Source organism: Sphingobacterium bambusae (assembly GCF_033955345.1).
GTDB lineage: Bacteria > Bacteroidota > Bacteroidia > Sphingobacteriales > Sphingobacteriaceae > Sphingobacterium > Sphingobacterium bambusae.
Genome location: NZ_CP138332.1, coordinates 1,613,507 through 1,638,189 on the forward strand (window position 1 = coordinate 1,613,507; position 24,683 = coordinate 1,638,189).

At 43.4% G+C, this 24,683-nt stretch carries 22 protein-coding genes; 13 read left to right on the plus strand and 9 right to left on the minus strand.

Going from position 1 to position 24,683, the window contains the following annotated elements:
• Positions 1–156 precede the first annotated feature (156 nt).
• The gene (locus SCB77_RS06940; protein WP_320185707.1) at positions 157–816 is read left to right on the plus strand and encodes a DinB family protein; all 660 of its coding nucleotides are present in this window, start codon (positions 157–159) and stop codon (positions 814–816) included.
• Between the two features lie 2 nt (positions 817–818).
• Positions 819–1,268 (plus strand): SRPBCC domain-containing protein, encoded by a 450-nt coding sequence (locus SCB77_RS06945; RefSeq protein WP_320185708.1) that lies wholly within the window; start codon positions 819–821, stop codon positions 1,266–1,268.
• Positions 1,269–1,335: 67 nt separating this feature from the next.
• Here SCB77_RS06945 and SCB77_RS06950 read toward each other — a convergent pair whose 3' ends face one another.
• Positions 1,336–2,889, minus strand: a complete 1,554-nt coding sequence (locus SCB77_RS06950) for a SusD/RagB family nutrient-binding outer membrane lipoprotein (RefSeq protein ID WP_320185709.1) — start codon at positions 2,887–2,889, stop codon at positions 1,336–1,338.
• 6 nt (positions 2,890–2,895) lie between these two features.
• The gene (locus SCB77_RS06955) at positions 2,896–6,078 is read right to left on the minus strand and encodes a SusC/RagA family TonB-linked outer membrane protein (RefSeq protein WP_320185710.1); all 3,183 of its coding nucleotides are present in this window, start codon (positions 6,076–6,078) and stop codon (positions 2,896–2,898) included.
• Positions 6,079–6,365: 287 nt separating this feature from the next.
• Between SCB77_RS06955 and SCB77_RS06960 the strand changes: the two genes are divergently transcribed.
• From SCB77_RS06960 to SCB77_RS06980, 5 genes are all read left to right on the plus strand, one after another.
• Positions 6,366–6,971, plus strand: coding sequence for a hypothetical protein (locus SCB77_RS06960; protein ID WP_320185711.1), 606 nt, complete (start codon positions 6,366–6,368; stop codon positions 6,969–6,971).
• A 57-nt stretch (positions 6,972–7,028) separates the two neighbouring features.
• The gene (locus SCB77_RS06965; RefSeq protein WP_320185712.1) at positions 7,029–8,099 is read left to right on the plus strand and encodes an AI-2E family transporter; all 1,071 of its coding nucleotides are present in this window, start codon (positions 7,029–7,031) and stop codon (positions 8,097–8,099) included.
• 101 nt (positions 8,100–8,200) lie between these two features.
• The gene (locus SCB77_RS06970; protein ID WP_320185713.1) at positions 8,201–9,244 is read left to right on the plus strand and encodes a sensor histidine kinase; all 1,044 of its coding nucleotides are present in this window, start codon (positions 8,201–8,203) and stop codon (positions 9,242–9,244) included.
• The gene (locus SCB77_RS06975) at positions 9,241–9,996 is read left to right on the plus strand and encodes a LytR/AlgR family response regulator transcription factor (protein ID WP_320185714.1); all 756 of its coding nucleotides are present in this window, start codon (positions 9,241–9,243) and stop codon (positions 9,994–9,996) included. The genes SCB77_RS06970 and SCB77_RS06975 overlap by 4 nt, the downstream gene beginning before the upstream one ends.
• Positions 9,997–10,159: 163 nt before the next feature.
• Positions 10,160–10,432 (plus strand): hypothetical protein, encoded by a 273-nt coding sequence (locus SCB77_RS06980; protein WP_320185715.1) that lies wholly within the window; start codon positions 10,160–10,162, stop codon positions 10,430–10,432.
• Between the two features lie 100 nt (positions 10,433–10,532).
• Here SCB77_RS06980 and SCB77_RS06985 read toward each other — a convergent pair whose 3' ends face one another.
• The 3 genes from SCB77_RS06985 to SCB77_RS06995 form a co-directional block, all read right to left on the minus strand.
• Complete coding sequence (locus SCB77_RS06985) at positions 10,533–11,852, minus strand: PQQ-dependent sugar dehydrogenase (RefSeq protein WP_320185716.1); 1,320 nt, start codon at positions 11,850–11,852, stop codon at positions 10,533–10,535.
• Positions 11,853–11,955: 103 nt separating this feature from the next.
• The gene (locus SCB77_RS06990) at positions 11,956–12,354 is read right to left on the minus strand and encodes a DUF1634 domain-containing protein (RefSeq protein ID WP_320185717.1); all 399 of its coding nucleotides are present in this window, start codon (positions 12,352–12,354) and stop codon (positions 11,956–11,958) included.
• Between the two features lie 32 nt (positions 12,355–12,386).
• Positions 12,387–13,220, minus strand: coding sequence for a sulfite exporter TauE/SafE family protein (locus SCB77_RS06995; protein ID WP_320185718.1), 834 nt, complete (start codon positions 13,218–13,220; stop codon positions 12,387–12,389).
• 413 nt (positions 13,221–13,633) lie between these two features.
• On the opposite strand from SCB77_RS06995, the gene SCB77_RS07000 reads away from it, so the two are divergent.
• Positions 13,634–14,800, plus strand: coding sequence for a sensor histidine kinase (locus SCB77_RS07000; protein ID WP_320185719.1), 1,167 nt, complete (start codon positions 13,634–13,636; stop codon positions 14,798–14,800).
• A gap of 201 nt (positions 14,801–15,001) precedes the next feature.
• The gene (locus SCB77_RS07005; protein ID WP_320185720.1) at positions 15,002–15,337 is read left to right on the plus strand and encodes a cupin domain-containing protein; all 336 of its coding nucleotides are present in this window, start codon (positions 15,002–15,004) and stop codon (positions 15,335–15,337) included.
• A 19-nt stretch (positions 15,338–15,356) separates the two neighbouring features.
• On the opposite strand, the gene SCB77_RS07010 is transcribed toward SCB77_RS07005, so the two are convergent.
• Positions 15,357–15,611, minus strand: a complete 255-nt coding sequence (locus SCB77_RS07010) for a hypothetical protein (protein ID WP_320185721.1) — start codon at positions 15,609–15,611, stop codon at positions 15,357–15,359.
• Between the two features lie 310 nt (positions 15,612–15,921).
• Between SCB77_RS07010 and SCB77_RS07015 the strand changes: the two genes are divergently transcribed.
• The 3 genes from SCB77_RS07015 (at position 15,922) to SCB77_RS07025 (ending at position 19,097) form a co-directional block, all read left to right on the plus strand.
• Positions 15,922–17,256, plus strand: a complete 1,335-nt coding sequence (locus SCB77_RS07015) for a cytochrome ubiquinol oxidase subunit I (RefSeq protein WP_320185722.1) — start codon at positions 15,922–15,924, stop codon at positions 17,254–17,256.
• A gap of 12 nt (positions 17,257–17,268) precedes the next feature.
• The gene (gene cydB, locus SCB77_RS07020) at positions 17,269–18,345 is read left to right on the plus strand and encodes a cytochrome d ubiquinol oxidase subunit II (protein WP_320185723.1); all 1,077 of its coding nucleotides are present in this window, start codon (positions 17,269–17,271) and stop codon (positions 18,343–18,345) included.
• Between the two features lie 293 nt (positions 18,346–18,638).
• Positions 18,639–19,097 carry a hypothetical protein gene (locus SCB77_RS07025; RefSeq protein ID WP_320185724.1) on the plus strand — a complete coding sequence of 153 codons (459 nt, stop codon included), beginning with the start codon at positions 18,639–18,641 and terminating at the stop codon, positions 19,095–19,097.
• 132 nt (positions 19,098–19,229) lie between these two features.
• Here SCB77_RS07025 and SCB77_RS07030 read toward each other — a convergent pair whose 3' ends face one another.
• Complete coding sequence (locus SCB77_RS07030) at positions 19,230–21,098, minus strand: acyltransferase family protein (protein ID WP_320185725.1); 1,869 nt, start codon at positions 21,096–21,098, stop codon at positions 19,230–19,232.
• Positions 21,099–21,266: 168 nt separating this feature from the next.
• Between SCB77_RS07030 and SCB77_RS07035 the strand changes: the two genes are divergently transcribed.
• Entirely contained in the window at positions 21,267–21,842 is a 576-nt protein-coding gene (locus tag SCB77_RS07035; protein WP_320185726.1) for a pentapeptide repeat-containing protein, read from the plus strand.
• 83 nt (positions 21,843–21,925) lie between these two features.
• Here SCB77_RS07035 and SCB77_RS07040 read toward each other — a convergent pair whose 3' ends face one another.
• The gene (locus SCB77_RS07040; RefSeq protein WP_320185727.1) at positions 21,926–23,140 is read right to left on the minus strand and encodes a bifunctional 3,4-dihydroxy-2-butanone-4-phosphate synthase/GTP cyclohydrolase II; all 1,215 of its coding nucleotides are present in this window, start codon (positions 23,138–23,140) and stop codon (positions 21,926–21,928) included.
• Between the two features lie 76 nt (positions 23,141–23,216).
• Positions 23,217–24,674: an LptF/LptG family permease gene (locus SCB77_RS07045; protein ID WP_320185728.1), complete on the minus strand. Its 1,458-nt coding sequence runs from the start codon at positions 24,672–24,674 to the stop codon at positions 23,217–23,219.
• Positions 24,675–24,683: the final 9 nt, after the last annotated feature.

Sequence of the window (24,683 nt, forward strand, 5' to 3'; positions counted from 1 at the left end):
CAGCACATCAGATTCTGCGGAGCTCCTTTAAATTCTTGTCTTATGCAAAGTACAAAAAAACAAAATAGCCTTATACTTGTCATAGATAAACAAGGCTTTTCTTGCGTTTCGCTAGAAACAGTCCGTGTTCAGTTTTTACATTATAAACCAAGGTCAATGAAAACGTATATTATTCGTCCACTTATGATAAGTCTGATGACGCTCTTGATGGCAACAGCGTCCAAAACAGTATTTTGCTACGAGAAGGTCGCAAAAAACCTGCATTACGCTATAGATTCTTTATCTGGAATCGACTCGCTGCTGCAATACTTTGAACAGACGACAAACGATTTAGAAAAACAGGTATCGGGGCTTAGCGCAGCACAATTGGCTTTCAAGCCTGCTGCCGATAAATGGTCGGTTAGTCAGTGTTTGGAACATATCGTACTTTCGGAAACCATGCTTTTCGAGATGGCTAAAAAAGAGCTCCAAAAAGAGGCACAACCGCAGCGCCGTAAAGAAGTTAAGGTTACCAATGAAAACCTCAAACAGATGATGGGCGACCGCACACAAAAATTTCAAGCACCACAAGAATTGCAGCCCTTGGGAAAGTATACAGATAGCAAAACCGCTCTATCTGAATTTAAAACTGCACGAGCGCCAGTCTTAGCGTATATTAAGCAAGCGGATGAAGAAGATCTACGAAACCATATTAGTGAATATCCTACCGGTACGGTAAATGGTTATCAAAACCTACTTTTTATTGCCGCTCACATGGCGCGACACATCAAGCAGATTGAAGAAATAAAAGCCAATCCCAACTTTCCAAAACAATAGCTATGAAGACATCAACCTATCATATCAACATACAAAGGCCGGCAGCGCATGTCTTTGAAACGATGCTGACCCGAGATACCTACAGACAGTGGACTGCGGAATTTGATCCGAGTTCCGATTTTGAGGGCGGTTGGAACAAAGGCGACAAGATTTATTTTCTCGGACCTTCGGAGCATGGAAAACGTCAAGGCATGATTGCAGAAATTGTTGAGCATATCCCCAATTCATTTATATCGATTAGGCACTATGGCATCGTTGATGGCGATAACGAAATCACCGATGGGCCGAAAGTCGAAGCATGGGCTGGAGCCTTCGAAAACTACACGTTCTTGGAGAGCGAAGGACATACCAGCTTGACGGTAGAGCTGGATACCAACGAAGAGTATGCGGCATACTTCGATGAAGCTTGGCCCAGAGCACTTCGCAAGCTAAAGGAAATTTGTGAACACTAATCAAATAAAAGCGGGACAACCTTTTGTGTTGTCCCGCTTTTATTTGATTGCTGCGCTAGCGTAATTATCAATCTTTATTCCACCATATTTTAGTGCTAGTCAAATCGTCTCCTTGATTCGTCAATGCACGCTGGTAGTTATCCCGATTCGTGCTCTGTTCCTTTAAAGGATATATAAATCGTGTTGGAATGGATGTACCTACTTCTGGTATAAAACGATAGCTTTGGGCGGCACCAGTACGTGTACCCGACCAAATCACATCATCCTTTTTCACTAAAAATGATGGAAAGCCTGTTCTCCGTATTTCCGACCAAGCTTCTACGCCTTGATTGTACAAGGCCAAGTATTTTTGAGTCAGTACACGTTCTTGGTTTGCTGCGGGAAGCGTAGCTAAATAGTTCGTCACATCCACCGCACTTACGCCCCATTTCTCCAAAGAAGCACGTACCCCTTTTTCATAAGCCTGCTGATCCCAATTATTGTACTCCGCAATAATAAATTGCACCTCAGCAAATTCTTGAAGCACTTCGGCATAGTCCGCCGCATTGATCACATCGCCAGGCAACGATATCGAATCTGTGGGAAAAAGATTACCGGCAGCGAGCGGCAAGCCATAGGGCTGGCCAACATAGGCGCCCTTAACATTGGGCTTCGCATATTTGGGCAACCTAGGATCTGTCGCTGTAAACGGGCCACGTTTGCCCTGCAAGGCCTCCACCAAAACATGGGACACCGCAAAATCCTTTCTGTTGGCAATCACCGTTGCACGATAAAGAGGCGCCTCATTGGGCGAGGTCGTCGTGTACTTGAATGCGGCATTATCAGCATTGGAGGTAAAAACACCTTTCGCGATAGCATCTTCGATATGTAACCTAGCCAAGGAAACATCCTTCTTTGCAATTCTATTGGCCACCCGTAACCGTAGGGAATTCGCAAACTTAGCCCAATTTGCATTATTTCCCTTGTAGATAATATCCGCAGTCCCAAACGTCGTTGCCGAAGCATACTTCAACAACGTATCGGCCGATTGTTGCAGCTCATTCAGTAGATCTTTGTAGATTTTCTCCTGCGTGGCATAACCGGGCGTCAAGTTATCGGGGTCCTGCTGTAGAGCTTGAAAATCGGGATCCGTATTGCCATACGATTGATAGGGAATATCACCAAATACATCCGTTAAACCTTGGAAAGCATAAGCCTTCAATATACGCGCAACAGCTATCTGGTTGACATTTGTACCAGCCGTACCCGCTGCCGCGATGGCGCGAGTAGACTCGTCCGTATTCAGTTTGATAATTTCGTTGAGATTGTTCAGCGCTTTATACAAACCTGTCCAATAGTTGTCGGCATAGCTGTTGGTAATGACATAGCGCGACTGATCGGTATAGATATTCTGGCTGAAATACTGCGCATAGAGCTGTGCACCGCGCAGATTAAGCTCTTCGTTGCGCAATGTATTCATCAACTGTTTTTCGGCACTCACCAAAATATACGGTGTTGAAACGGCCGATGGCCGGTTAGGATCGGTATTAATTTCCGTAAAAATATCTTTTGAGCAGCTCCCCAGTCCTAGTACTGCAAAGCCAATAATACCTAGTGTATAGATCGTTTTAAAAACTTTCATGTTGTCTTAGAATTTAACGTTTACATTGAACCCATAGGTAACAGGAACAGGAATATTTCCTCCCTCTATACCTTGCACATTTCCTCCACTTGATGTGAATTCCGGATCTATATATTTACTTTCGGTATAGATATTCCATAGATTCCTCCCATAAACCGATACGCCTAGATTCTTAACTAATTTGTTATCCTTCAACGGGATAGTGTAACCAAAGGTTACTTCCCTTAATTTCACAAATGTCGCGTCGAAAATAGAAAATGTTGTCGGGCCGTTATATTCGTTTCTAGCCCATTGCTGTGCCGTGATACGGGTATCATTTTCCACCGCATTGCTCACATCGTAGGTACCATCGGGGTTAAAAGTAACATCGGCCTTCACCCCATCAAGCACTACTCCAGTTTCACGAACGTCATTGGCAGCCGTTTTGTCTAATATCCCCGCATACATCCCCACCTTATAGGTTTGAGAGAAGAACTTCCCTCCCACGCGGCCATCGATCAAAAACCCGAGGTTAAAATTCTTGTAGCTGAAACTGTTCTGGAAACCAAAAATAAATTTAGGTAAAACAGAGCCTAGCGGAACGAGTTGCGAAGTACGCATATAAGTTCCATCTGCCTGAACCACTCGTTGCCCATCATTCGCGTAAACAAAATCATAGCCCAAAAACTGTCCATACGACTCGCCTTCACGGGCCACCAGATTCACTAAAGTGTTGCTCAAGGTCAAGGTATTCACGAGATCATCCAGTTTCACGACCTTGTTCACATTGCGCGCCCAGTTTATGTTGGTATTCCATTGAAAATTTTCGTTGCGGACTGGTGTTGCGTTTAAAACAATTTCCAAACCCTTGTTTTCTACACGACCAGCGTTAAGCACCTTAGACTCATAGCCAAAGGCAGACGATACCGGAACAGGCAAGATTTGATCACGGGTGGTATTATTATAGTAAGTCACATCAAAGCCTAGACGATTCCTAAAAAACTGCATATTCAGGCCTGCCTCCCATGAATTCGTAATCTCCGGTTTAAGGTTAACGTTGTTCAACACGGCTGGCAAGCTGTAAGAAGGCACACCAGCAAAAGCTTGTTCTGCGTTATACACCTTCAACAACATGTAGGGATCGGTATCATTACCTACCCAAGATACGCCGGCCCGCACTTTGGCAAAAGACAACCAATCTAACTTCCGTAGCGCGTCGAGTTGACTAAAGACAAAGCTTCCCGATACCGAAGGATAAAAATACGAGTAGTTATTACTCGGTAGCGTAGACGACCAATCGTTCCGAACCGTCGCGTCCAAGAACAACATATCTCTATAGCCCAGTGAAGCGCTACCGAAAAGCGAAGCTATGCGCCGTTTGTAGGTGTAGTTTTCGATCAACACCGATGAGGCATTTTTCAAATTGTAGTAGTTGGGTATAATCAAACCGCCTTGGGTAACCGCATAATCAACCTTTCGCTGCATATCCCGTACATTTCCTCCTGCCAGTGCATTTAGCGAAAAGTCATTCCACTGTTTCTTCGCTGTTGCAATAAACTCATAGTTGTATTCGTTCAGGTTATTTCCAGCTTCCTCATACTGCGAGGTACTTCTTGAATACATGGCTATGCGATCCTCTGATCTAAAGCTATAGACATCGCCGTGTACCTTTGCCTGCAGATTTAACCAGTTTGTCGCTTGATAATCCAAACCTACATTTCCGTACACGCGGTCCCGTTGTTCCTCCATGTAGCTTTCATAGGCCGACCAGTAAGGGTTATCGATGAAGCGTGTGGCCTCCGCCGCAGGGGTATTTTGCCAGCCTGTACGGTTCCAAGCCAACGGCGTACCATCTGCCCGTTTGTAGTTCTCCAATAACTTATAATCTACCTGAACCGCGCCCCACTGAAAAGCTTCCAACATAATATTCCTATTGGAGGCTCCTGCCCAAGGCTTGCCTAAAGATTCGTTCCTAACATAATTTAGCACCGAACTCACGCGCAGCTTACCCAATTGTGTGCTTCCCGAGAAATTCAAGCTATTACGTCCTAAGGTCGAATTGGGTGTAGTACCCCGCACGTTTTTATTTGTATAAGACAAACGGTAGGTGGTATTTTCTCCACTCCCAGCGATAGCTAGATTATTGGTATTGGCTAGCCCTGTCCTAAAAAAATAGTTAACATCATGCTTGGGATACAGCCAAGGTGTAGTCTGCAAATAGGTTGACGCGTCCTCGGGGTTTAGGCTGTACCATTGTAAGACGTTGGTACCATCAAGGCGTGGCCCCCAACTTTCATCTGACGCGTAGTCTACAATCTTATAGTCTGCACCACTGATATTAACCGTTTGAAATTCCGTCGAATATCCCTGTCCATAGAGCTTCTGTCTTTTTGGCAAACGAACGATTTGCTCGAAATCCAACCCCGTATTTAGTGAGATTGAAGTTTGCTCGCCCACCTTTGCTTTCTTGGTCGTGATCATTATCACACCATTGGCGGCTCTAGAGCCATATAAAGCAGCGGAAACAGGGCCTTTCAATACCGAGATATTTTCGATATCGTCCGGGTTGATATCCTGTATCAGATTTCCAACATCTTTTCCGGCACTTCCGTTAATTGTAGCCGATGAATTAAGATCCCGGTCGTCGAGCGGCGTGCCATCAACAATATACAGCGGTTGGTTGTTCCCTGAAATGGAGTTTATACCACGAAGCGTAACACGGGACGATCCCCCCATATTGCCCCCGGAAGTTGTTACTTGCATCCCCGCCACCTTCCCAGAAAGGGCACTTAAAGCATTGGTAGGACGAGTTTGCAGCTCGACACCTTTAACTTCCTGTACAGCGTAGCCTAAGGCTTTCTTTTCACGTGAAATACCCAGCGCGGTAACCACGACTTCTGCTATTTCATCTGCTACAGGTGCGAGTTGAATAGTAAGCGGGCCATCTCCAAGTTGATTGATCGTTTGGGATTCAAACCCGATAAACTTAACCGTGATGGAAGGCGTATCTGCTTTTACGAGCAGGGAGAAGCTACCGTCGCCACCGGTTAGAGCTTGAATTTTCGTCTGATTATCCGTAACTGTAGCACCTGCTATAGGTTGATTATTTTGGTCGACAACGCGACCTTTTAAGGTGGATTGCGCATATAGCTGCCCGGTACCTAGGGCAATAGCGATCCCCGCTATACTTAGATAGTTTTTTGTTTTCATTACAAAGACTTAGGGTTGAAAAATTCTTTTACGAGTTATTCAATAAATTATCGGAGACTAATTTTGATTTAATTATCTCCTAAACACATTCGACGAAAAAGGACAATACACATAGTTTCACAATGGATGTAAATGATCTGAGCGGCAAATGTACATTTATTCCATTAATTTAGTAGACTTTTATCGTCAAAAAAATGTCATCCTAAAAAGACAAAGCTTAACCTACTGTTTTACAATCGAATGAAAATTGAACAAACCTTTAACTTTCTGAACCGTTATACTTGCGTATGAAAAATCTATCTCTTCTTATGCTTTTATGGGGCTCGATTAACTTATTGGGCGCTTGTAACAATCAGCAGCAACCAAACAAACAGGCAGCGGATGCCCGTGCAGACGATAGTACCCACGAGGCCAAGCTTCAGGACTCCGTCCACTATGAACTTATTCACGATACAGATTCGATTCCTGGAAATATCAACGATGGAGTAGCCTCTCAGCTCAAGGCGCCTATCAAAGCGCTGGCCGCTTTTTATGCGGCGATGGGTGGCAGTGGCTGTGATGGAGAGACCTGCAAGCTCACTACGGCCCTAGGACTGGGAAAGCAGGGCTCTGATGCACATAAGAAATTAATCCAAGACTATTTCCCCGATGATAAAGTGGCAAAAACCGTGGTTGCGCAAGATTGCTATCTCCGCCCAAGTGGAGCTTCAACTTTTTCTGACTATGATTATTTGAATATCACCGAATATGGAGATACCTTGCGGGTGGACTACAAACTACTTCAATACAATCAGGGGACAGAAAAATGGACGGAAGGACCTGACATGTATATATTGAAGGACAATGTTTTCCAGAAAATAAAGCGTAACCTATGGACATTTGCTGAAAACTAGCTTCTTCTAGGAGGCAGTCTTCTTATGCTAAAAACGCTTTTTTTAATCACTCGAAAAATGCACACACGCCGAACAAACATTTATCAAACGTTAGCCATCGTCATTTTCGTTGGTGTGCTACTATATTTTGCACGCAGTGTTCTCGCTCCCCTCGCCATTTCGAGTATTCTCGCGATGTTGTTTGTATCGCCAAGTAACAATCTGGAGAAAAAGAGCATACCCAGATGGGCGACAGCGCTTTTTGCTGTTGCCATTTTACTGTTGGCGGCCACGGGTTTGTTTTTCTTGTTCAGTTGGCAATTGCAGAGCTTTTCGGACAACCTAGATGCCATCAAAGATAATGTCATGAATGTATTGTCTGGCATACAGCAGTGGGTAGAATCTAGCTTTGGACTCGACAGGGCACAACAAAAAGCCATCGCCCAAGAAGAAATGAAAGCTGGCCAGCAGACAGTGGGACTTACCACGACCTTCGCATCAGGGTTTCTAAGTATTGCAGTAGATACTGTGCTTGTCATAGTCTACACCTATCTACTCCTATTTTATCGCGCGCGCATCAAAAATTTCATCTTAAAACTTACCAAGGATAGCAGTAGGATGGAAACGCAGGACATTATATCGTCTTCGACCAAGGTTGCCGCAAAATATGTCAGTGGACTAGCGAAGATGATTGTTGTACTTTGGGTACTATACGGCATTGGTTTCAGCAGCATCGGCGTAGAGAATGCGTTGTTCTTTGCAATACTTTGTGGATTGCTTGAGCTGATTCCATTCGTGGGCAACCTCACCGGTACAGGTGTTACCATTTTGGGCGTTATTGCACAGGGAGGAAAAACGGAAATGATCCTTTTGGTCATCGGTATTTATGCGGTCGTGCAATTTGCTCAGACCTATATCTTGGAACCGCTCATTGTCGGCAATGAGGTCAATATAAATCCACTTTTCACCATCATCGGACTGGTGGTCGCCGAAGCTATATGGGGAATTTCAGGCATGGTGCTCGCGATTCCCGTGATCGGGATATGCAAAATAATCTGCGATCGGGTCGACTTGCTGAAACCCTACGGCTATCTCATTGGAACAGAGAAGAAGCGGAAGGTTGCTTTTAAGAAACGTAAATCCGACTGATCAACTATCTGCCGCACGTAAGGAGCTGACGCCAGCAATCAGCCTTCGACAGGTATTCCAAAAGAATCCCTTATCTTTGCCTCCAAGCAAAAATGTAGAACATGGGGTTCCTTCAAAATAGAGATCGCTATCCGTTGAAATACTGGGTAAAAAGAAGTGCCATCTTTTCGCTATGTATCGTTTCCATTCTAGTGATCGATTCATTGTACAAAGATCAAGGCCGTTTCTGGCTCAACACCGGAATTGCCTTCGCTGGCCTTTTCGGTGTCATTATTTGCAATCTTATTTTGCATGTACATTTCGATGTCAAGGATCCTATAAAATCGCCAATCAAAGTCAAGGTTTTTGGTTATTTTCTAACCTTCGGCATCTGTCTAATGATGTTGACCTTCTCCGCGAAGTTGGGTATGTTGACACATGAAGAATGTCGTATCATACAGGGATCACCAATCAACTTCTTTTTATTGTGCGGCTTTCGTGCTGCCATCCTAGATTTTATCGTGCTGCTATGGCTGTATTTCCTGATGAACGATTATTTTAAAAATCAGCTGGAGCTCGAGCGATCAAAACTTGACAAGCTAAAGGAGCGGGCTGTCAACCAAATGCTTCGCCAACAGGTGCAGCCACATTTTCTTTTTAATGCGCTTTCCAGCTTGAAGTCGCTGATCAAGAAGGACAGTATGATGGCAGAGTCTTACCTCCTACAGCTCTCCGATTATCTACGCGGTAGTTTTATGACTTCTGACGATGGGCTAGCGACCGTAAAGCAGGAATTGAAACTCTGTGAAGACTACCTATCGATGCAAAAGATTCGGTTCAAAGAAGCCATCCAATATAAAATTTGCGTATCGGAAGAAACATTTAAAGCCCATCTGCCAATCTTCTCCTTACAACCGCTGGTGGACAATGCACTGAAACACAACCACTATACTATTGAAAGTCCTTTGCATATTGACATCACCCAAGAGGATGGTTGGATTATTGTGCGTAACAATGTATGCGCACGAAAAATCGCAACCGAGGATAACAATAACTATGGTCTAAACAACCTGAAAGAACGCTTTAGTTACTATCTCAGGGATAGTGTTATCATCCGTGATCAAGGGCTCTGTTTCGAAGTACATGTTAAAATTATCCATACATGAGAACGATTATCATAGAAGATGAAGATCTCACGGCAGAAGATCTTGCATTGACGCTGAAAAGGATTGAACCTAAAACGGAGCTTTGCGCACGTCTTTCCAGCGTAAAGGAAGCTGTTGCCTACCTAAAAACGGCTCCTTCTATCGACCTTATCTTTAGTGACATACAGCTTGGAGATGGTGAATCGTTTGATATCTTTAGGCAAATACCTCCTAAGGTACCTATAGTCTTCTGTACGGCATACAACCAATACATGCTGGAAGCCTTCCAAACCTTCGGGCTAGATTATGTTTTGAAACCGTTTTCCGACGAAAGCATTTCAAAGACACTGACCAAATACAAGCTGTTAAGGCAAACCTTCAATCAAAACACCTTGGAGATGGTTCAGTCGGTACGTCCCCAACAAGCGGGCGATACCCGTAAGAAATCGCTGATCGTAATTAGTGGAGACAAGATCATCCCCATCCAGTTACAGGATATTGCCATGTGCTATATAGAGTACGACAATGTTTTTGTGAAGACGGCTGCCGGCAAAGAATATTTAGTCAATAAATCCTTGGAGGAAATGGAGCATATGCTTGGTGAGGATTTTTTTAGAGTGAATAGACAGCATATCATCAAAAGAACAGCTATCGCGTTTGCGAATACCAGTTTATCTCGAAAGCTTATATTAAATTTACATGTAGAACATCCGATCAAAATATCGGTCAGTAAGGAAAAATACCAAGCTTTTATACAATGGTTGGAGGGGTAGAAAGAACGTATCGGTGCATTCACCGGTGAAGTTGTCGGTTCGGCGGAATATTTGTCCGTTTCAGCCGATTTTCTAATAATGATTACCCACAATCCGTGCATATTTGTTGTGTGCTAACGTCGCAGCTCGGCGTATGCAGAAACTTAACAAAAATTGTGTAGCCATGAAGAAGTATGTATTGATTTTTAAAACGTCCATCCGAACCATCTTGGAGCGTTCCCATCTCATTGCAAAACTCTATAATGTATCTAAAGAAGTGAAATTTGCGACAATTGATCTAGACGACGAAGACTTTATTCTACGTGTAGAATCAACCCAGCGCAACGAAGATTTTATCTCCCGATTTCTCCATCTAGAAGGACATCAAGTAGCATTTTTGGCGGCTTTTGAAAAAGATGAGCATGGTCGCCCTCTATTACAGCCAGCTTATTATTAGTGTAAGATCATACATGTCGCTTTATAAATCAACAACGTTGCGTGGGCTTTCAACCGAGGCCCACGCAACTTGCGCTTTATATGTGATCTTGTAAGAAAAATTATTCGTCGCGTTTTACAGCCCAAACGGTGTTTGCGGCATCATCGGTCACCAACATATACTGCTTGGTAAAAGCAATCGATACGGGACGACCATACACCTCTCCTTTTTCCGCATCACTGATAAAACCGGTCAGAAAATCCTCTGCCTTTCCCGCTGGGCGCCCCTTTGAAAAAGGGACGAACATAACTTTATACCCAGAGAAAGAGGACCTATTCCAAGAGCCATGTTGTCCTATATAAGCGCCTTCGGGAAATCCATCACTTTTGTTGAAGGACAGCCCTAGGGAAGCCGTGTGTGCTCCCACCGCAAAATCTGGCGTTATCGATTTCTCCAATATGCCACTAGGCAGCTTACCTTTCCACCGGGGATCAGTGTGTTGGCCCCAATAGGCATAGGGCCAACCGTAAAAGCCACCGTCTTTCACGCTCGTTATATAGTCCGGAACGAGCTCATCTCCCAACTGGTCGCGCTCATTCACTGCCGTCCATAACGTAGATGTTTGCGGCTCGATATCCATACCTACAGGATTACGGATGCCTGAGCCGTAGATGCGCTCGCCAGAGCCATCCAAATTCACTTCCAGAATAGCCGCCCGCCGCACTTCATGTTCCATGCCATTCTCTCCGACATTACTGCCAGATCCTACCGATATGTAGATCTTTGTGCTGTCGGCATTTGGGACTATATTTCGGGTCCAATGGTTGTTATACCCTCCAGCTGGCAAACTTACTATCTTTTCCCCCTTCTTTGCAATTTCGCCGTTCTTATAAGCAAAACGCACTAATCCATCAGTGTTTGCCACATAAAACCAATCTTTAAGCAATAACATTCCGAAGGGCTGCGACAAGCCCGTAAGCACTGTATCGCGTTCATCGGCAACACCATCGCCATTGCTATCGCGCAGGCGAATGATATTATTGGGACTAGCACTTTTAAACTGGTTGCGGGCATTTGCTTTGTCTTCATCTTCATTTTTTCGTTCCGTACGAGACTGTGCGATATACACATCGCCATTTGGCGCTACATAAACATGCCTAGGACTATTCAAGCTATCGGCAAACTTGACAACGCTAAAACCTCTTTTAGCAATGGGCGTCTTCCCATCTTTCCAGCCGGTAATCTTCGAAAATTTATTCTTGGCGGGGGTCGCCAGCGGTTCTTGTGGCACGATCTGCAATCCATATTCTCTTTCCTGCGCTGCAGAATCAGTTTGATCGGACTCAGCTTGTCTTCCCCCGGCCCCGCAAGAGACCATCAAGCAGCTTATACCAAGAATTGAAAACCATCGTTGGCTCGTACTTATCCAATGTTGTATCATGCTATTTTTCGTTTTTATGTGACGAACTTATGTAGAATGGATTGTGAAGATCCTATCTAATTAACCATAATAAAAACGAAAGGTTCTTGATTTTTTTAAATCCTCACCCTGCCAAACCGCCGAAAATACTGCTTAGCATAATGGACAACACAATGAAGGTAATTATGACGTACATGCGGTCTCTTTCTAGTGCAAACGCAATGAGCGAACAAAAGACACGAAGCACCGGCGTGGCGATCAGGGCCAAAACCCCAAGCTGTATAATTTCCTTGGCGCTTCCGGCAAACGCTCCCTCAGCGATTCCTTTATAGGTCGTGTAGCCTTCGTGCTCCCCGTGAAACACACTGTAGTCAGGGATGAATTCCATACCATGCTGATACAAGTATATCGCTCCTCCCACTAGTGCTATTGCACTAGCCAAGAGCACACCGTAGCGCAGAAAATGGGCAACCAACAGATCGACGTCACGATCGCTCATTTGACTTATTTTTTTTGTAGCCATATTAGTAATGTTTTGAAGATAACATGGATTGGTTAAAATTTATGTTGGAAACCATTGTACATCATCTGGACCGCCACAAAAACAATAGCCACACAAAAAATGATCCTTAGTACCTTAGGATTCATACGTGTCAACAATTTAGCACCCGTAAACGCGCCGGCCAATACGCCCAAAATAACAGGCATCGCGAGTCCCGGATCCATATACCCACGTTGCAAATAAACGGCCGCACTCGCTGCTGCCGTCACGCCGATCATAAAATTACTGGTAGTTGTGCTTACCTTGAACGGAATGTGCATGGCTGTATCCATCGCCAGCACTTTCAGTGCACCCGAGCCGATACCCAATAGACCAGAGATAACGCCCGCAACGCTCATCAGGGAAAACCCAGCGCCCACGTGTCGTAGCTTGTAAGGTACCAGCTTATCGCCTACTGGATAGGATGCATTGAGCTTCAGCTTTTCCGCTAACGGGCTGCCTTCTGACAATGCTTCCTGATTTTTCTTGCGCATGGTCATCGCTGCCGAAAAGATCAATATAATACCAAACAAGATAGCGATGGTATTCGTTGGTGTGTAAATAGCCAATAGGGCTCCAAACACAGCGCCTACGGTAGTGGCTATCTCCAAAAACATGCCCAATCGAACATTGGTAATCCCTTCCTTCACATAGGCGCTAGCCGAGCCCGATGAGGTGGCGATAGATGCAAGCAGTGCTGCGCCTATAGCATAGCGGATATCTACGCCAAAAACAAGTGTCAATAAAGGGATGACGACCACTCCGCCTCCCAATCCGGTCAACGAGCCCAACAAGCCCGCCAAATAGGATCCGATCAGCAAAACAAGGGTAAAAACAAGTACTGTCATGATAGAAATATGGAATAAAACAAAATGGTTTCCTGCATCTTAGGAAAAAACATGTACGAAAACCGACGCAACTCTCTTTGATCCTTGCGCTAGGCAAACGTACGACTTTTGCCATTTAACTTCTATTTTGTATCAACCAAGTGACAGGCTGAACACGCCTTTTTTATCTACTCGATCTAACATCCGCCCTGTTTTTAATTACTCAGATAATCCATAACTTTGCATTTTATTAACCGCGTACTAATTACCATTTTACAGATTGCATGAAAAATCTGCTATCGATCTTGAAAAAGCTCACCCATATTGGAGTCCGTCAAGGTATGTCTTATTTAGAGAACAAAAGGATTCAAATGTTGAATTTGATAGCGTTATCTTGCATACCGCTTACACTCTTTTTTTCCATATGCAATTTTATGAAGGATCATCAATTGCTCGCGGGTATCAATCTGGCCAACAGTGCCGCTTCCGCCATTGTTTTGTTGCTGCACCACCGCCATCAATATAATGCAAGCCGAATTGTATTACTGGCATTCAACTTTATTCTATTTGCGATTGGATGTTTACTATATCAAAATGGCGCAACGTATTATCTCCTTTGCGTCCTTATTGTCACTATCCTCGTGTATGATAAAAAATGGATCCAAATTCTGGCAGGCGCAAGCATCATTGGCGTCATACTATTTGTCACCTTTTACCCGCAACAATTTCTGCATAAAGAAGCACTATCGACACAACGAAACATGATCAACACGATAGGTGCACTGGTATTTATGACGTTTATCATTAGTTTTTTCAAACATGTTCAATATGGCTATCAAGCCAAGATAGAAGAGCAGCATGCAAAACTGAAGCAAATGAATGTGGACATGCAAAAGATATTTTCCATCGTTTCTCACGATATCAAGAGTCCGCTCGCATCACTGCAGAGCGTTATCATGCTATTTAAAGAGGGATTTCTTACGATGGATGCCACCGCACAGTCTATTCAACTAGTGAGCAAGCGAATTGCTCAATTAAATAGTACCTTAGACAATCTACTCCACTGGAGTAGCAACAATCTAAAAGGATTGCAGACGAGTAAGTCGCATATCTATCTAATGGGTGTGGTGCAAGAGACCTGCTACTTTCTAGAAGCCTTGGCTGATCAAAAAGCGATAGACTTTGATATACAGGTAGACCAAGAGATCTTTGTATATGCCGATCGCGATCAGTTAAGCACGATATTACGAAACCTCATCAGTAATGCCATAAAATTCAGCTTTGCCGGAAGCACCGTGACATTGAGGGGCATGACGACGGAAGATCATGTTACACTTCACGTGTCCGACACGGGTGTAGGCATGCGACGAGATCATCGCAAAGCACTCTTTCTATCTCTTCAAGCCCCTGCTTTCGGTACTGACGGTGAGCGCGGATCTGGCGTAGGACTTGTGCTGTGCCATGAATTGATCAAGCAAAATGGGGGTAGCATCCTTGTGGAGAGCACAGAAGGAGAAGGCTCAACCTTCAGCATAAGCTTGCCGATCGGGGTATCACATCGACCAACCGTTTTTGTAGGGGATGATATGCTAGTGGAATAAGGCGTCATCAGCTGGCACATATACATGTTAAAAAAGGCAACTTTTATGTATGCATCAGCTTTTTTTCTTATTTTTGTTATGTTTAATAGTGGATACTTTCAAGTGCCAACGCCAATTGCATACTTGTTTCATTATTAACAATGCGGGGAACTTCGGTATCCCCGTATTCTTTTCAAGTCGAAAAAATAAAAGCTTCTTTACATGGACAAACTATTTGGTATAGATCAAGAATTAACATGGACAGATCTCGGAGCAGGCGTGCAACGTAAAGTGATGTCACATAATGAGGAGCTAATGCTGGTCAAGGTAAGATTTGATAAAGGAGCCGTTGGAGCATTACATCAGCATCATCATGTCCAGATTTCCTATGTACAATCGGGTCGATTCAAGTATATTATCGGTGAGCATGAACAGATCCTTGAGGCCGGCGACAGTTGCATTGTCCCGTCCATGCTGATACACGGATGTGAATGCTTAGAAGAAGGCGAATTGATCGATTCCTTCACGCCGCAACGGACTGATTTTTTATCGTATTAAAATCGATCGATCAGTAAAACTAATCGGTTGCGCTAAAACGAATCTCCTGAGACGACTGTATATCCCTAAAATGGATCGACAAGTGTTCCTGCACGCCATGCAATAATTCGTAATTGGGATTAGCTTTGAACGCTCGTTCAATCTCTGCGAAAGAGGCGAGCAGTTCTTTGTTACCTAGGCATTCCTTGAACACCTCCTCATTGAATGTACCCAAATTCCGATCTTCGGTGCTTTTGATAATCTTTATTTTTCTTGTTGTGAACGTAACTTCCATAACCTATCACTTTTGTTATTCATTTGATCCCCATTCCATGGGTGGTATCCGTTAACTCACCGTTTACACAAAAAGTTCTCAACATGATTCTTTCCCGTAGATGCACCGCAGGTTCAGGTATAAACCGATTGATCTTTGGCTGTACCGATCTGATTATCTTGATGCCAGACAACGAAGGAGGAAAACTGCGTCTTCCGACCTTTTAGTTTAGAACAGTTCTAAACTACCTTGTTTTATTGATTGGTCTGTTGCCGGCCATTTTTTCGGCGAAATAATAAATATATTTATTCCATAAAACCCGTCCAGCATTATGGAAGACATGATTCTCTACAACAGGCTTCAATTTGCCTTCACCATTACCTTTCATTATTTATTTCCTCAATTGACCATGGGACTGTCGCTTATGATTGTCTATTTCAAATGGATGTCCATGAGAACGAAAAATCCAGATTACAACCACGCAGCGAAATTTTGGATGAAAATTTTCGCTTTAAATTTTGCGATGGGTGTGGTAACAGGTATCCCGATGGAGTTTCAATTTGGCACGAATTGGGCCAAGTTTTCCGAACTAACAGGGGGCATCGTAGGACAAACGTTGGCTATGGAAGGTATGTTTTCCTTTTTTTTAGAATCTTCATTTCTCGGTATGTTCATTTTTGGTGAGAAGCTTCTGGGGCAAAGGTTACATTTCTTGGCGGGCTTGATGGTGTTTTTGGGATCTTGGGCAAGCGGTTATCTTATCATCGCGACACATTCGTGGATGCAACATCCGGTGGGTTACGAAATTCTTGAAAATGGGAAATTTGTCCTTACGAATTTCGCAGCTTTATTCAAGAATCCTTGGCTATGGCCTTCCTACTTGCACAACCAAGCAGGCTCTTTGATTACCAGTTCTTTTTTTGTCTCTGCGGTTGGGGCTTTCTATATCTTAAGCGATAAACACCGTACCTTTGGGAAGATCTTCCTGAAAAGCGGCGTTATTTTTGGCGTAATAGCCTCTATAGTTGTCGCCTTCCCTACCGGCGATCTGGCCGCTAAAAATGTAGTAAAGTACCAGCCTGCCACCTTCGCCGCCATGGAGGGCATCTTTGAGACGGAGCGTGGGGGCGCTGAAATTGTACTCGTGGGACAGCCCGATATGGTCAATAAAAAATTGGACAACAAAATCTCCGTTCCGAATATCCTCAGCTTTTTGACCTACCAACGGTGGGATGCCGAAATAAAGGGATTGAATGAATTTGATGAACGCGTACATCCAACCAATGTACCGGGGCTATATTACGCCTACCATATTATGGCAGGGCTAGGTACGATTTTCATTGCTATTATGCTGACTGCTGCCTTTCTTCTGGTCAGAAAAAAACTGTACCAGTCGAATTGGTTGCTATGGATATTGATGTTCTCCATTCCGTTTCCCTACATCGCCAACACGGCAGGCTGGTACACCGCCGAATTAGGTCGACAACCTTGGTTGGTTTATAATTTAATGCGGATGACCAGTGGCGTGTCACCAACGGTATCTTCTGGGAACACCTTATTTACGCTATTGGGCTTTGTGGGGCTTTACATCTTACTTGGTTTACTGTTTTTACTCTTAGTGCTAAAGATCATCCGTAAAGGTCCTGAACCAATCTTAGCACATTAACACTTTTTCACGATGGAAACATTATGGTTTATCGTACTGGTTGTGATGTTGGCAACCTACATTGTATTGGATGGTTATGACTTTGGGGCGGGTATCGTGCATCTTCTGGTTGCAAAGGACGATGATGAACGAAAAGCCGTGACAAACGCGATTGGCCCTTTTTGGGATGCCAACGAGGTGTGGCTTATCGCTTCGGGTGGTGTTTTGTTTTTCGCATTTCCAACGCTTTATGCCTCTTCGTTCAGCGGCTTTTACTTACCACTTATGCTTGTTTTGTGGCTACTTATTTTCCGCGCTGTAGGACTCGAGCTAAGGGGACAAGTTCACAACAGGTTATGGGAGCGATTGTGGGATAGGGCTTTTGGCATTGCCAGCCTACTATTAGCGCTGTTTTTCGGCGCGGCATTAGGCAATGTGGTACGTGGAGTAAACTTAGGCATGGTCGAAAATGGTGTAGCCCAACAGGAGGCACCCTATTTTTTTCTACCGCTATGGAACCCAACCTTCGACCCTCTTGCTGAACATCAGGGGATCATCGATTGGTTTACCATTGTACTGGGTCTGGTATCGGTGCTGACGCTCACTATTCATGGTGCCAATTGGATCATCCTAAAGTCGAATTCGAAAATCAATCTTCGGTTAAAACCTCTTATATTTCGTCTGAACCTGGTCCTATCAGTATTCGTCTTGATCTCTGCAGCGCTATGGTACTATGTAAAACCTATTGCATTCACCAACCTAGAAGAGCATTACTGGCTATGGATATTCCCCATGATTGCACTCGCAGGATTAATTGCACTATTCAACATAAAAAAATTCAAAAAAGATAGTAGTGGATTTATATGCTCCAGCTTGTTTATCCTTGGTAGCTTCGGCACAACAGCTGCCTCGATGTTTCCTATTTTACTTCCCTCAACAAACGACATAAATCCATCGCTAACGATCTACAATGCTTCTGCAAATGAATATGGACTATCTGTAGGGCTGGCTTGGTTTATCGTAGCTAGTATTCTTGTCGTCGTTTATTTCATTATTCAATTTAGGGTATTTCGAGGGAAACTAGACGACCTAGGCTACGGAGAGCATTGATTCCTGACAAGCTCCGTTGATTCCCGAATTTGTTTAATAAGGTTACTTCCAGCCGTGTAGTTGTACGAACAACTACACAGTTGGATCTGTTTCTCTGCTTGCGGGAGAATCAGCTACGAACGGTAATTAAAAAATTCAAAACAAATTAAATAATTGATTAACAAAAACTTAACACAACATTCAAAAATAAAACACCTCCCCTTGCGGCATATCTGCGTTTTTTAGCACAGTTTTTGAAAAGGCTGGATAAATCACAGTTTTTATTTTTTTAAATATTATTTAAAACAAGCATCATGCACAAACTAACGTTTAAAAACGCAGGTTTATTCCTGTTTATGCTCTTCAGCGCAGTATTCTTGAACAGTTGCAGCAAGGATGAAGCTACTGTAGAAGAAGGTTCTTACAAAATCACGATTACCGCAACAAATGTTACAACAGATGATTACATCAGCTTCGTTGCGTCTGGCTCTCCTGTTGATTTTCAGGCAAACACACCATGGAAAGTAAACGGTGCAGAACGTACCGGAGAAACAGCAGTATCTGTTACGGATGCCGACTTAGCTGGCGGTACAAAGACTGTAGTTATCGAATCTGCACGCCCATTGCGTATGGTTGCCATCGGAGCACAGTTTATCCCGACGAGACAAGCGATTTCTATCTCATTTAAAGTGGAAAAAAATGGCCAAACTCAAGTGGAAGAAAATCTACAGCTAGCGCCAGAACAATCGTTCTCTAGAAACTATTCTTTTTAATTTCAGCATACATAAGAAATTATATACGAGCGTTGTCTATATGGCGACGCTCTTTTCGTTCCATCACTCTTTCGAACGTAAGCAACACGTTCTTTAGCGAAACAGTTGTACCAAAGTCTGTTTACGCGCTGCTTAACGCTCGAAAATATATTGCTGCAACAACTCCTTATACTGATCTGTTCCAAAAGTAGAAAGATGGTCTCCGTCGTAAAAGTAAGCTTGCGAAGCATCTCCGTGCTTGATTTTTGGTAGATCATATACATCTATATAACGCGAAGCTATCTTAGATCGCTTCAAAAACTGGTTGACATAGTAACGAGCGGGAACCAAATAATCCGATTTATCCAAACCAAAACGTCTGTGTAAGGTCTCGACGACAGGATACTCGACACGATAGCTCTCTGTTTGCCCGATAAAGACAACTGGAACATTGTAGGTAGCAAAGAAAGTATCTATTCGGTTAAAATACGCGATCAGCTGCTTCTTACTATAGCTAGCATAATTTGCTGCGAGAATCACTTTATCGATCTTGGACATGTTGGTCGGTAGATAGTTTTCATACATAAAATCCATTAGATCACTTGGACCTTGGAAAACGGATGCAACACCGGGTACGGGAAAGGCTTCATCTGCCGTTGCCTGTATCAGATTGACCTTATTGTTATTAGCCAAATCGCGCAACGTAGCTGAAAACATGCCCGCGTGACAATCACCCAAAAGCAAGTAATTATACGTACTATCGGAAATTCGGAAGAGATGCTGGCGATCATAGCTATCAAAGGATGAATTGGCCAACAGGTGTCCCCTGCCAAAATCGTACTGTGCTGGCGCATACTGAACCGGATAAACACGTTGAAATTGCGCTAGCGAGGATTGACTACCGAAGAAAAGCAGCCTCTTTAATGGAATTTGTGTTAGAGAAAAGGTAATAAGTACCGTTAGTAAAATTCCCCCGACTAAAACATTTGGAGCACGAAATCGATGCCGTTTTTCCACTAAGTGATAGGCTAATGTACTAACAGCAATGGACATAAAAAAAAAGAAAACTCTAGCCTCAAAAACCTGATCCCAGGCAAAGTAGGTCGACAAAACGACAATCGGCCAATGCCATAAATACCAACTGTAGGATATCCGTGCAGCATAGACCACAGGCGCGGAACGAAACAACCTGTAATCAGGACCGATGAGCAGCACAAACAAAGTGAGCCCCACGGGTAGTAATGTGGCCGTCGAAGGCCAGCCCCAACGACCAATCTGTAGATAGCCCGACAAGGCGAGCAGCAGTGATACAAGCAGCACAATGCTGAGCAAATTTTTTAGCAACAACGACCAACGCTTGGTTAGGATTGGCCCCAAAAAAAACGCAAAAGCACCTGTCAAAAGCTCCCAGGCTCGCGCTGGAAACATATAAAAAGCAAAGGATTCTTTGACCTGCACATAATAAAACATGCATAACAGCGATAAAAGCCACAACAAGGACAGCAGCAGTATCGGGACAAAGTAAGATTTTCTTTTAAGCCATTTCCCGAATCCCAACCAAACCAACGGATAAATCAGATAAAACTGCCACTCTACGGAAAGCGACCATGTATGCAGTAAAAAGTTCAGTTGTGATGAAGGAGCAAAGTAACCCGATGAATGGTAGTAGTGTATATTTGAAACGAAAAGCGTGCTGGATAGTGCGAACCGACTGAAATCGTAAAGCTTTATTCCAAGCACAGCATAGATTAACAACAGAAACACGAGGATGACAAACAGCAATGCAGGCAAAACACGAGCTAATCTTCTAAAGTAGAAATCCTTCAAATTGAAGGTATTGGAATTTAATTGCTGACTTATTATCTGGGTCATCAAGAATCCGGATAGCACGAAGAAAATATCAACGCCTGCATATCCATCACTAAACAACATGAGTTTAAAATGATAGCAAACAACTGCAACAATTGCGAGGCAACGCAGAAATACGATATCATACCGGATGTTATTCTCTATCGTTAGCATACTCGAGCTTCTTGTACAATTTTTTCTTTCCTAAAGATAGGCAATTAAACAGTTTAGTTTTCAACGAAAAAAAAGACTTTTTTCTAGGCAAATCGAGCGACAATATTCCAAAAATTTCATTGCTAAAGTTGTAAATTGCAACCATTAGACACAACATTCTTCCTTTACATGACACAGGCATACCATCAAGACGAGACGTTCAACAAGGCAAATTTTCAAAATTCCGATCTGCGTGGATCAGAATATGATGGTTGCGTATTCACTTCCTGTATCTTTAACCAAGCAGACCTCTCAGACTGTAAATTCATCGACTGCAAGTTCATCCATTGCGACCTGAGTTTGGCGACTGTTTCAAGGACAAGTTTCCAAGATGCATCATTTTCCCATTGCAAAATGATGGGTATATCATTTGCAAGCTGCAGCACCTTTGGACTATCCTTTGTTTTCGACAATTGTCAACTGCAGCATAGCATTTTTACGAAACTGAAATTAAAGGGGCAGAAATTTAGCAATTGTGCTTTGCAGGAGGTTGACTTTACGGAGGCAGACATCAGCGCAGCAGTGTTTGAGCAATGTAATCTGGAACGAAGTATTTTTCGACAGACGAACTTGGAAAAAGCAGATTTCCAGACATCATTTAATTACAGCATAGATCCAGAATCCAACCGGATAAAAAAAGCAAAATTCTCTATGTGGGGACTATCGGGTCTACTCAGCAAATATGAAATACTGATTGCCAAGTAGGTAATCCTATCTATTCTTTTTTCCAGCAAAAAAAAACAGCTCTTAGCAGATAGCCAAGAGCTGTTTCCTGTAAAACAGTAATCTTAATTGTCTTTCATTATAGAATGTCCCATACGGTCTCTTTTCGTCCGTAAGTACGATTCATTGAATGGGTTGGCCTCGATTTCGATCGGTACATTTTCTACGACTTCCAAACCATAGCCCACCAATCCAGCCCGCTTCGTTGGGTTGTTGGACATCAAACGCATCTTGGATACACCGATATAACGTAGAATCTGTGCTCCAACACCATAATCGCGCAAATCCGCCTTGAAGCCTAGCTGTAGATTGGCATCCACGGTATCGACCCCTTGCTCCTGCAACTTATAGGCATGCAATTTATTTATCAATCCGATACCACGTCCCTCTTGGTTCATGTAAACTACCACACCTTTTCCTTCTTCCTGAATCATCTGCATAGATTTATGCAACTGAGGTCCGCAATCACAACGGCAAGAACCGAATATATCGCCGGTTATGCAGGAACTATGCACACGTACTAAAATAGGTTCATCCTCGCTCCATTCTCCTTTATATAGGGCTAGATGTTGTTCTCCTGTATTTTTCTGTGTAAATGCTTTCAACTTAAAATCGCCCCATTGAGTCGGCATATTGACCGTTTCCTCTTCCTGAATGAGCGAGTCGTGTTTTAAGCGATATTCAATCAAATCTTTAATACTGACGATCTTCAGATCAAAACGTTTTGCTACTTCTATGAGATCCGGAAGACGCGCCATTTCTCCGTCGTCTTTTAAAATTTCGACTAACACACCCGCCGGCTCAAATCCAGCTAAACGTGCCAAATCAACAGATGCTTCTGTATGTCCTGTACGACGTAACACCCCACCGTCTTTGGCGATAAGCGGAAAAATATGCCCAGGTCTTCCTAACTCTTCCGGTTTGATGTTAGGATCGATCAACGCCTTAATGGTCTTAGAGCGATCCGAAGCCGAAATTCCCGTGGTACAACCGTAGCCCTGAAGATCAACCGAAACCGTAAAATTGGTCTCATAGACCGCGGTATTTTGCCCCACCATTAGGTCAAGGTTCAGCTCCATACAGCGCTCCTGTGTGAGTGGCGCACACACCAATCCACGACCATGTGTAGCCATGAAGTTGATAACCTCTGGAGTCGCATTGCGAGCCGCAGTCACAAAGTCGCCTTCATTTTCACGATCCTCGTCATCAACAACGATGATGACTTTCCCAGCCTTGATATCCTCAATAGCTTCCTCGATCGTATTTAATTTAATTTCCATGTTGTGTTAGTCTTTCGTCTACAAAGGTAGGGTTCTTTCATGTGTTTTCTATAATACCCTTGTCAAAATCTGTTGGTTAGCGCGACAACCGCTTCCCAAACTTCGATGTGATCCATTTCCACGCAGCCTCCAACTTCAGCTTATATTGTTCAATATCAAAAAGCGAGGAGTCGGTAGTCGACTTGTACGTCAAAAACATAGCCAATGGGCTGAGCACAATTATTGCCATCCACATGCCGAAAATCGGGTCTAAACTACCATCTTTTGCTGCTTTTTCGGACATCGTGGAAATAATATGGTAAATCAAAAAGAAAATAATTGCGACCACCACTGGCAGTCCTAGTCCGCCTTTACGAATGATAGCTCCGAGAGGTGCCCCAATAGCGAAAAGTAATAAACAGGAGACAGCCAAGGTAAACTTTCGATGAAATTCAATATTATAACGAATATCTTTTTCTACGTATGACTTATAATCCGGCTCTTTCATCTCGAACACATTGTTCATCTGCTGTACCTGTCCCAAAGCGTTGCTGATCAGCATTCGTCGCTGATCTTTCGGAACATAATCTGTCAAGAAATCGTTGAATTTTTTAACCTTAATCTGAGCTACCTGCTTCTCATGATAATAGGGAGAAAGGTAGGTGACATAATTTTTAGCTTCCAAATAGATGTTTCGACGGATACTATCCAGCTGCAGACGGTTGGAATCTGTGTACATTTTCAGCTGTTTTAGATTCAACATGGAATGGTGCGTTTTAAAAAAACTCTCATCTGTTCGCTTCATTTGAAAAGCTTCCATATCAAATTTCTGCTCAGTCTCTTTAAATCGAAATCTGGTAAATTGCTGACGTGGATCGTAGCGTTTAGCATTTTTTGCTCTAGACTCCTCATAACGCACCCCGTCCTTCAAGCGCAGAATCATGTAATTATTATCTGCGGAATTCTGCATAAATCCCTCCTTGGCCAACAGCACATTATTCGTGGCATTGCCAGATCGGTGATCATAAATCATCAGGTTATACAAGATTGTTCCATTCTCATTCTTGCTTTTCGCACGAATAGAATAACCTGGAATCGTACTATTAAATATACCGGACTTAATTAAAAAATCGGCTTTCTTATTGCGCACATCCCAAAGCAGCGATCCCATCTTAAGGTTCACTACAGGAAGGATATAGTCGGAAAACAGAAAAGATCCCGCCGCAAAAAGCGTAACGAAGAAGATAAGTGGTGTCATCGCCTTTCGCAAGGAGAATCCTGCAGCCTTTATCGCTACCAGCTCATAGCTCTCTCCCAAATTCCCGAAGGTCATGATGGAAGAAAGAAGCATGGACAACGGCAAAGCCATCGACAGCTGGACGGCACACTGATAACCGATAAGTTCCATCAGCACGTACCACTCAAACCCTTTACCGATCAGATCATCGATATACTTAAACAAAAAAAGCATCAAAAGGACGAACATCACGATACAGAAACATACCATGAACGGCCTAATAAATGCTTGTAGAATAAGAATGTGTATCTTCTTCATATCGATGCT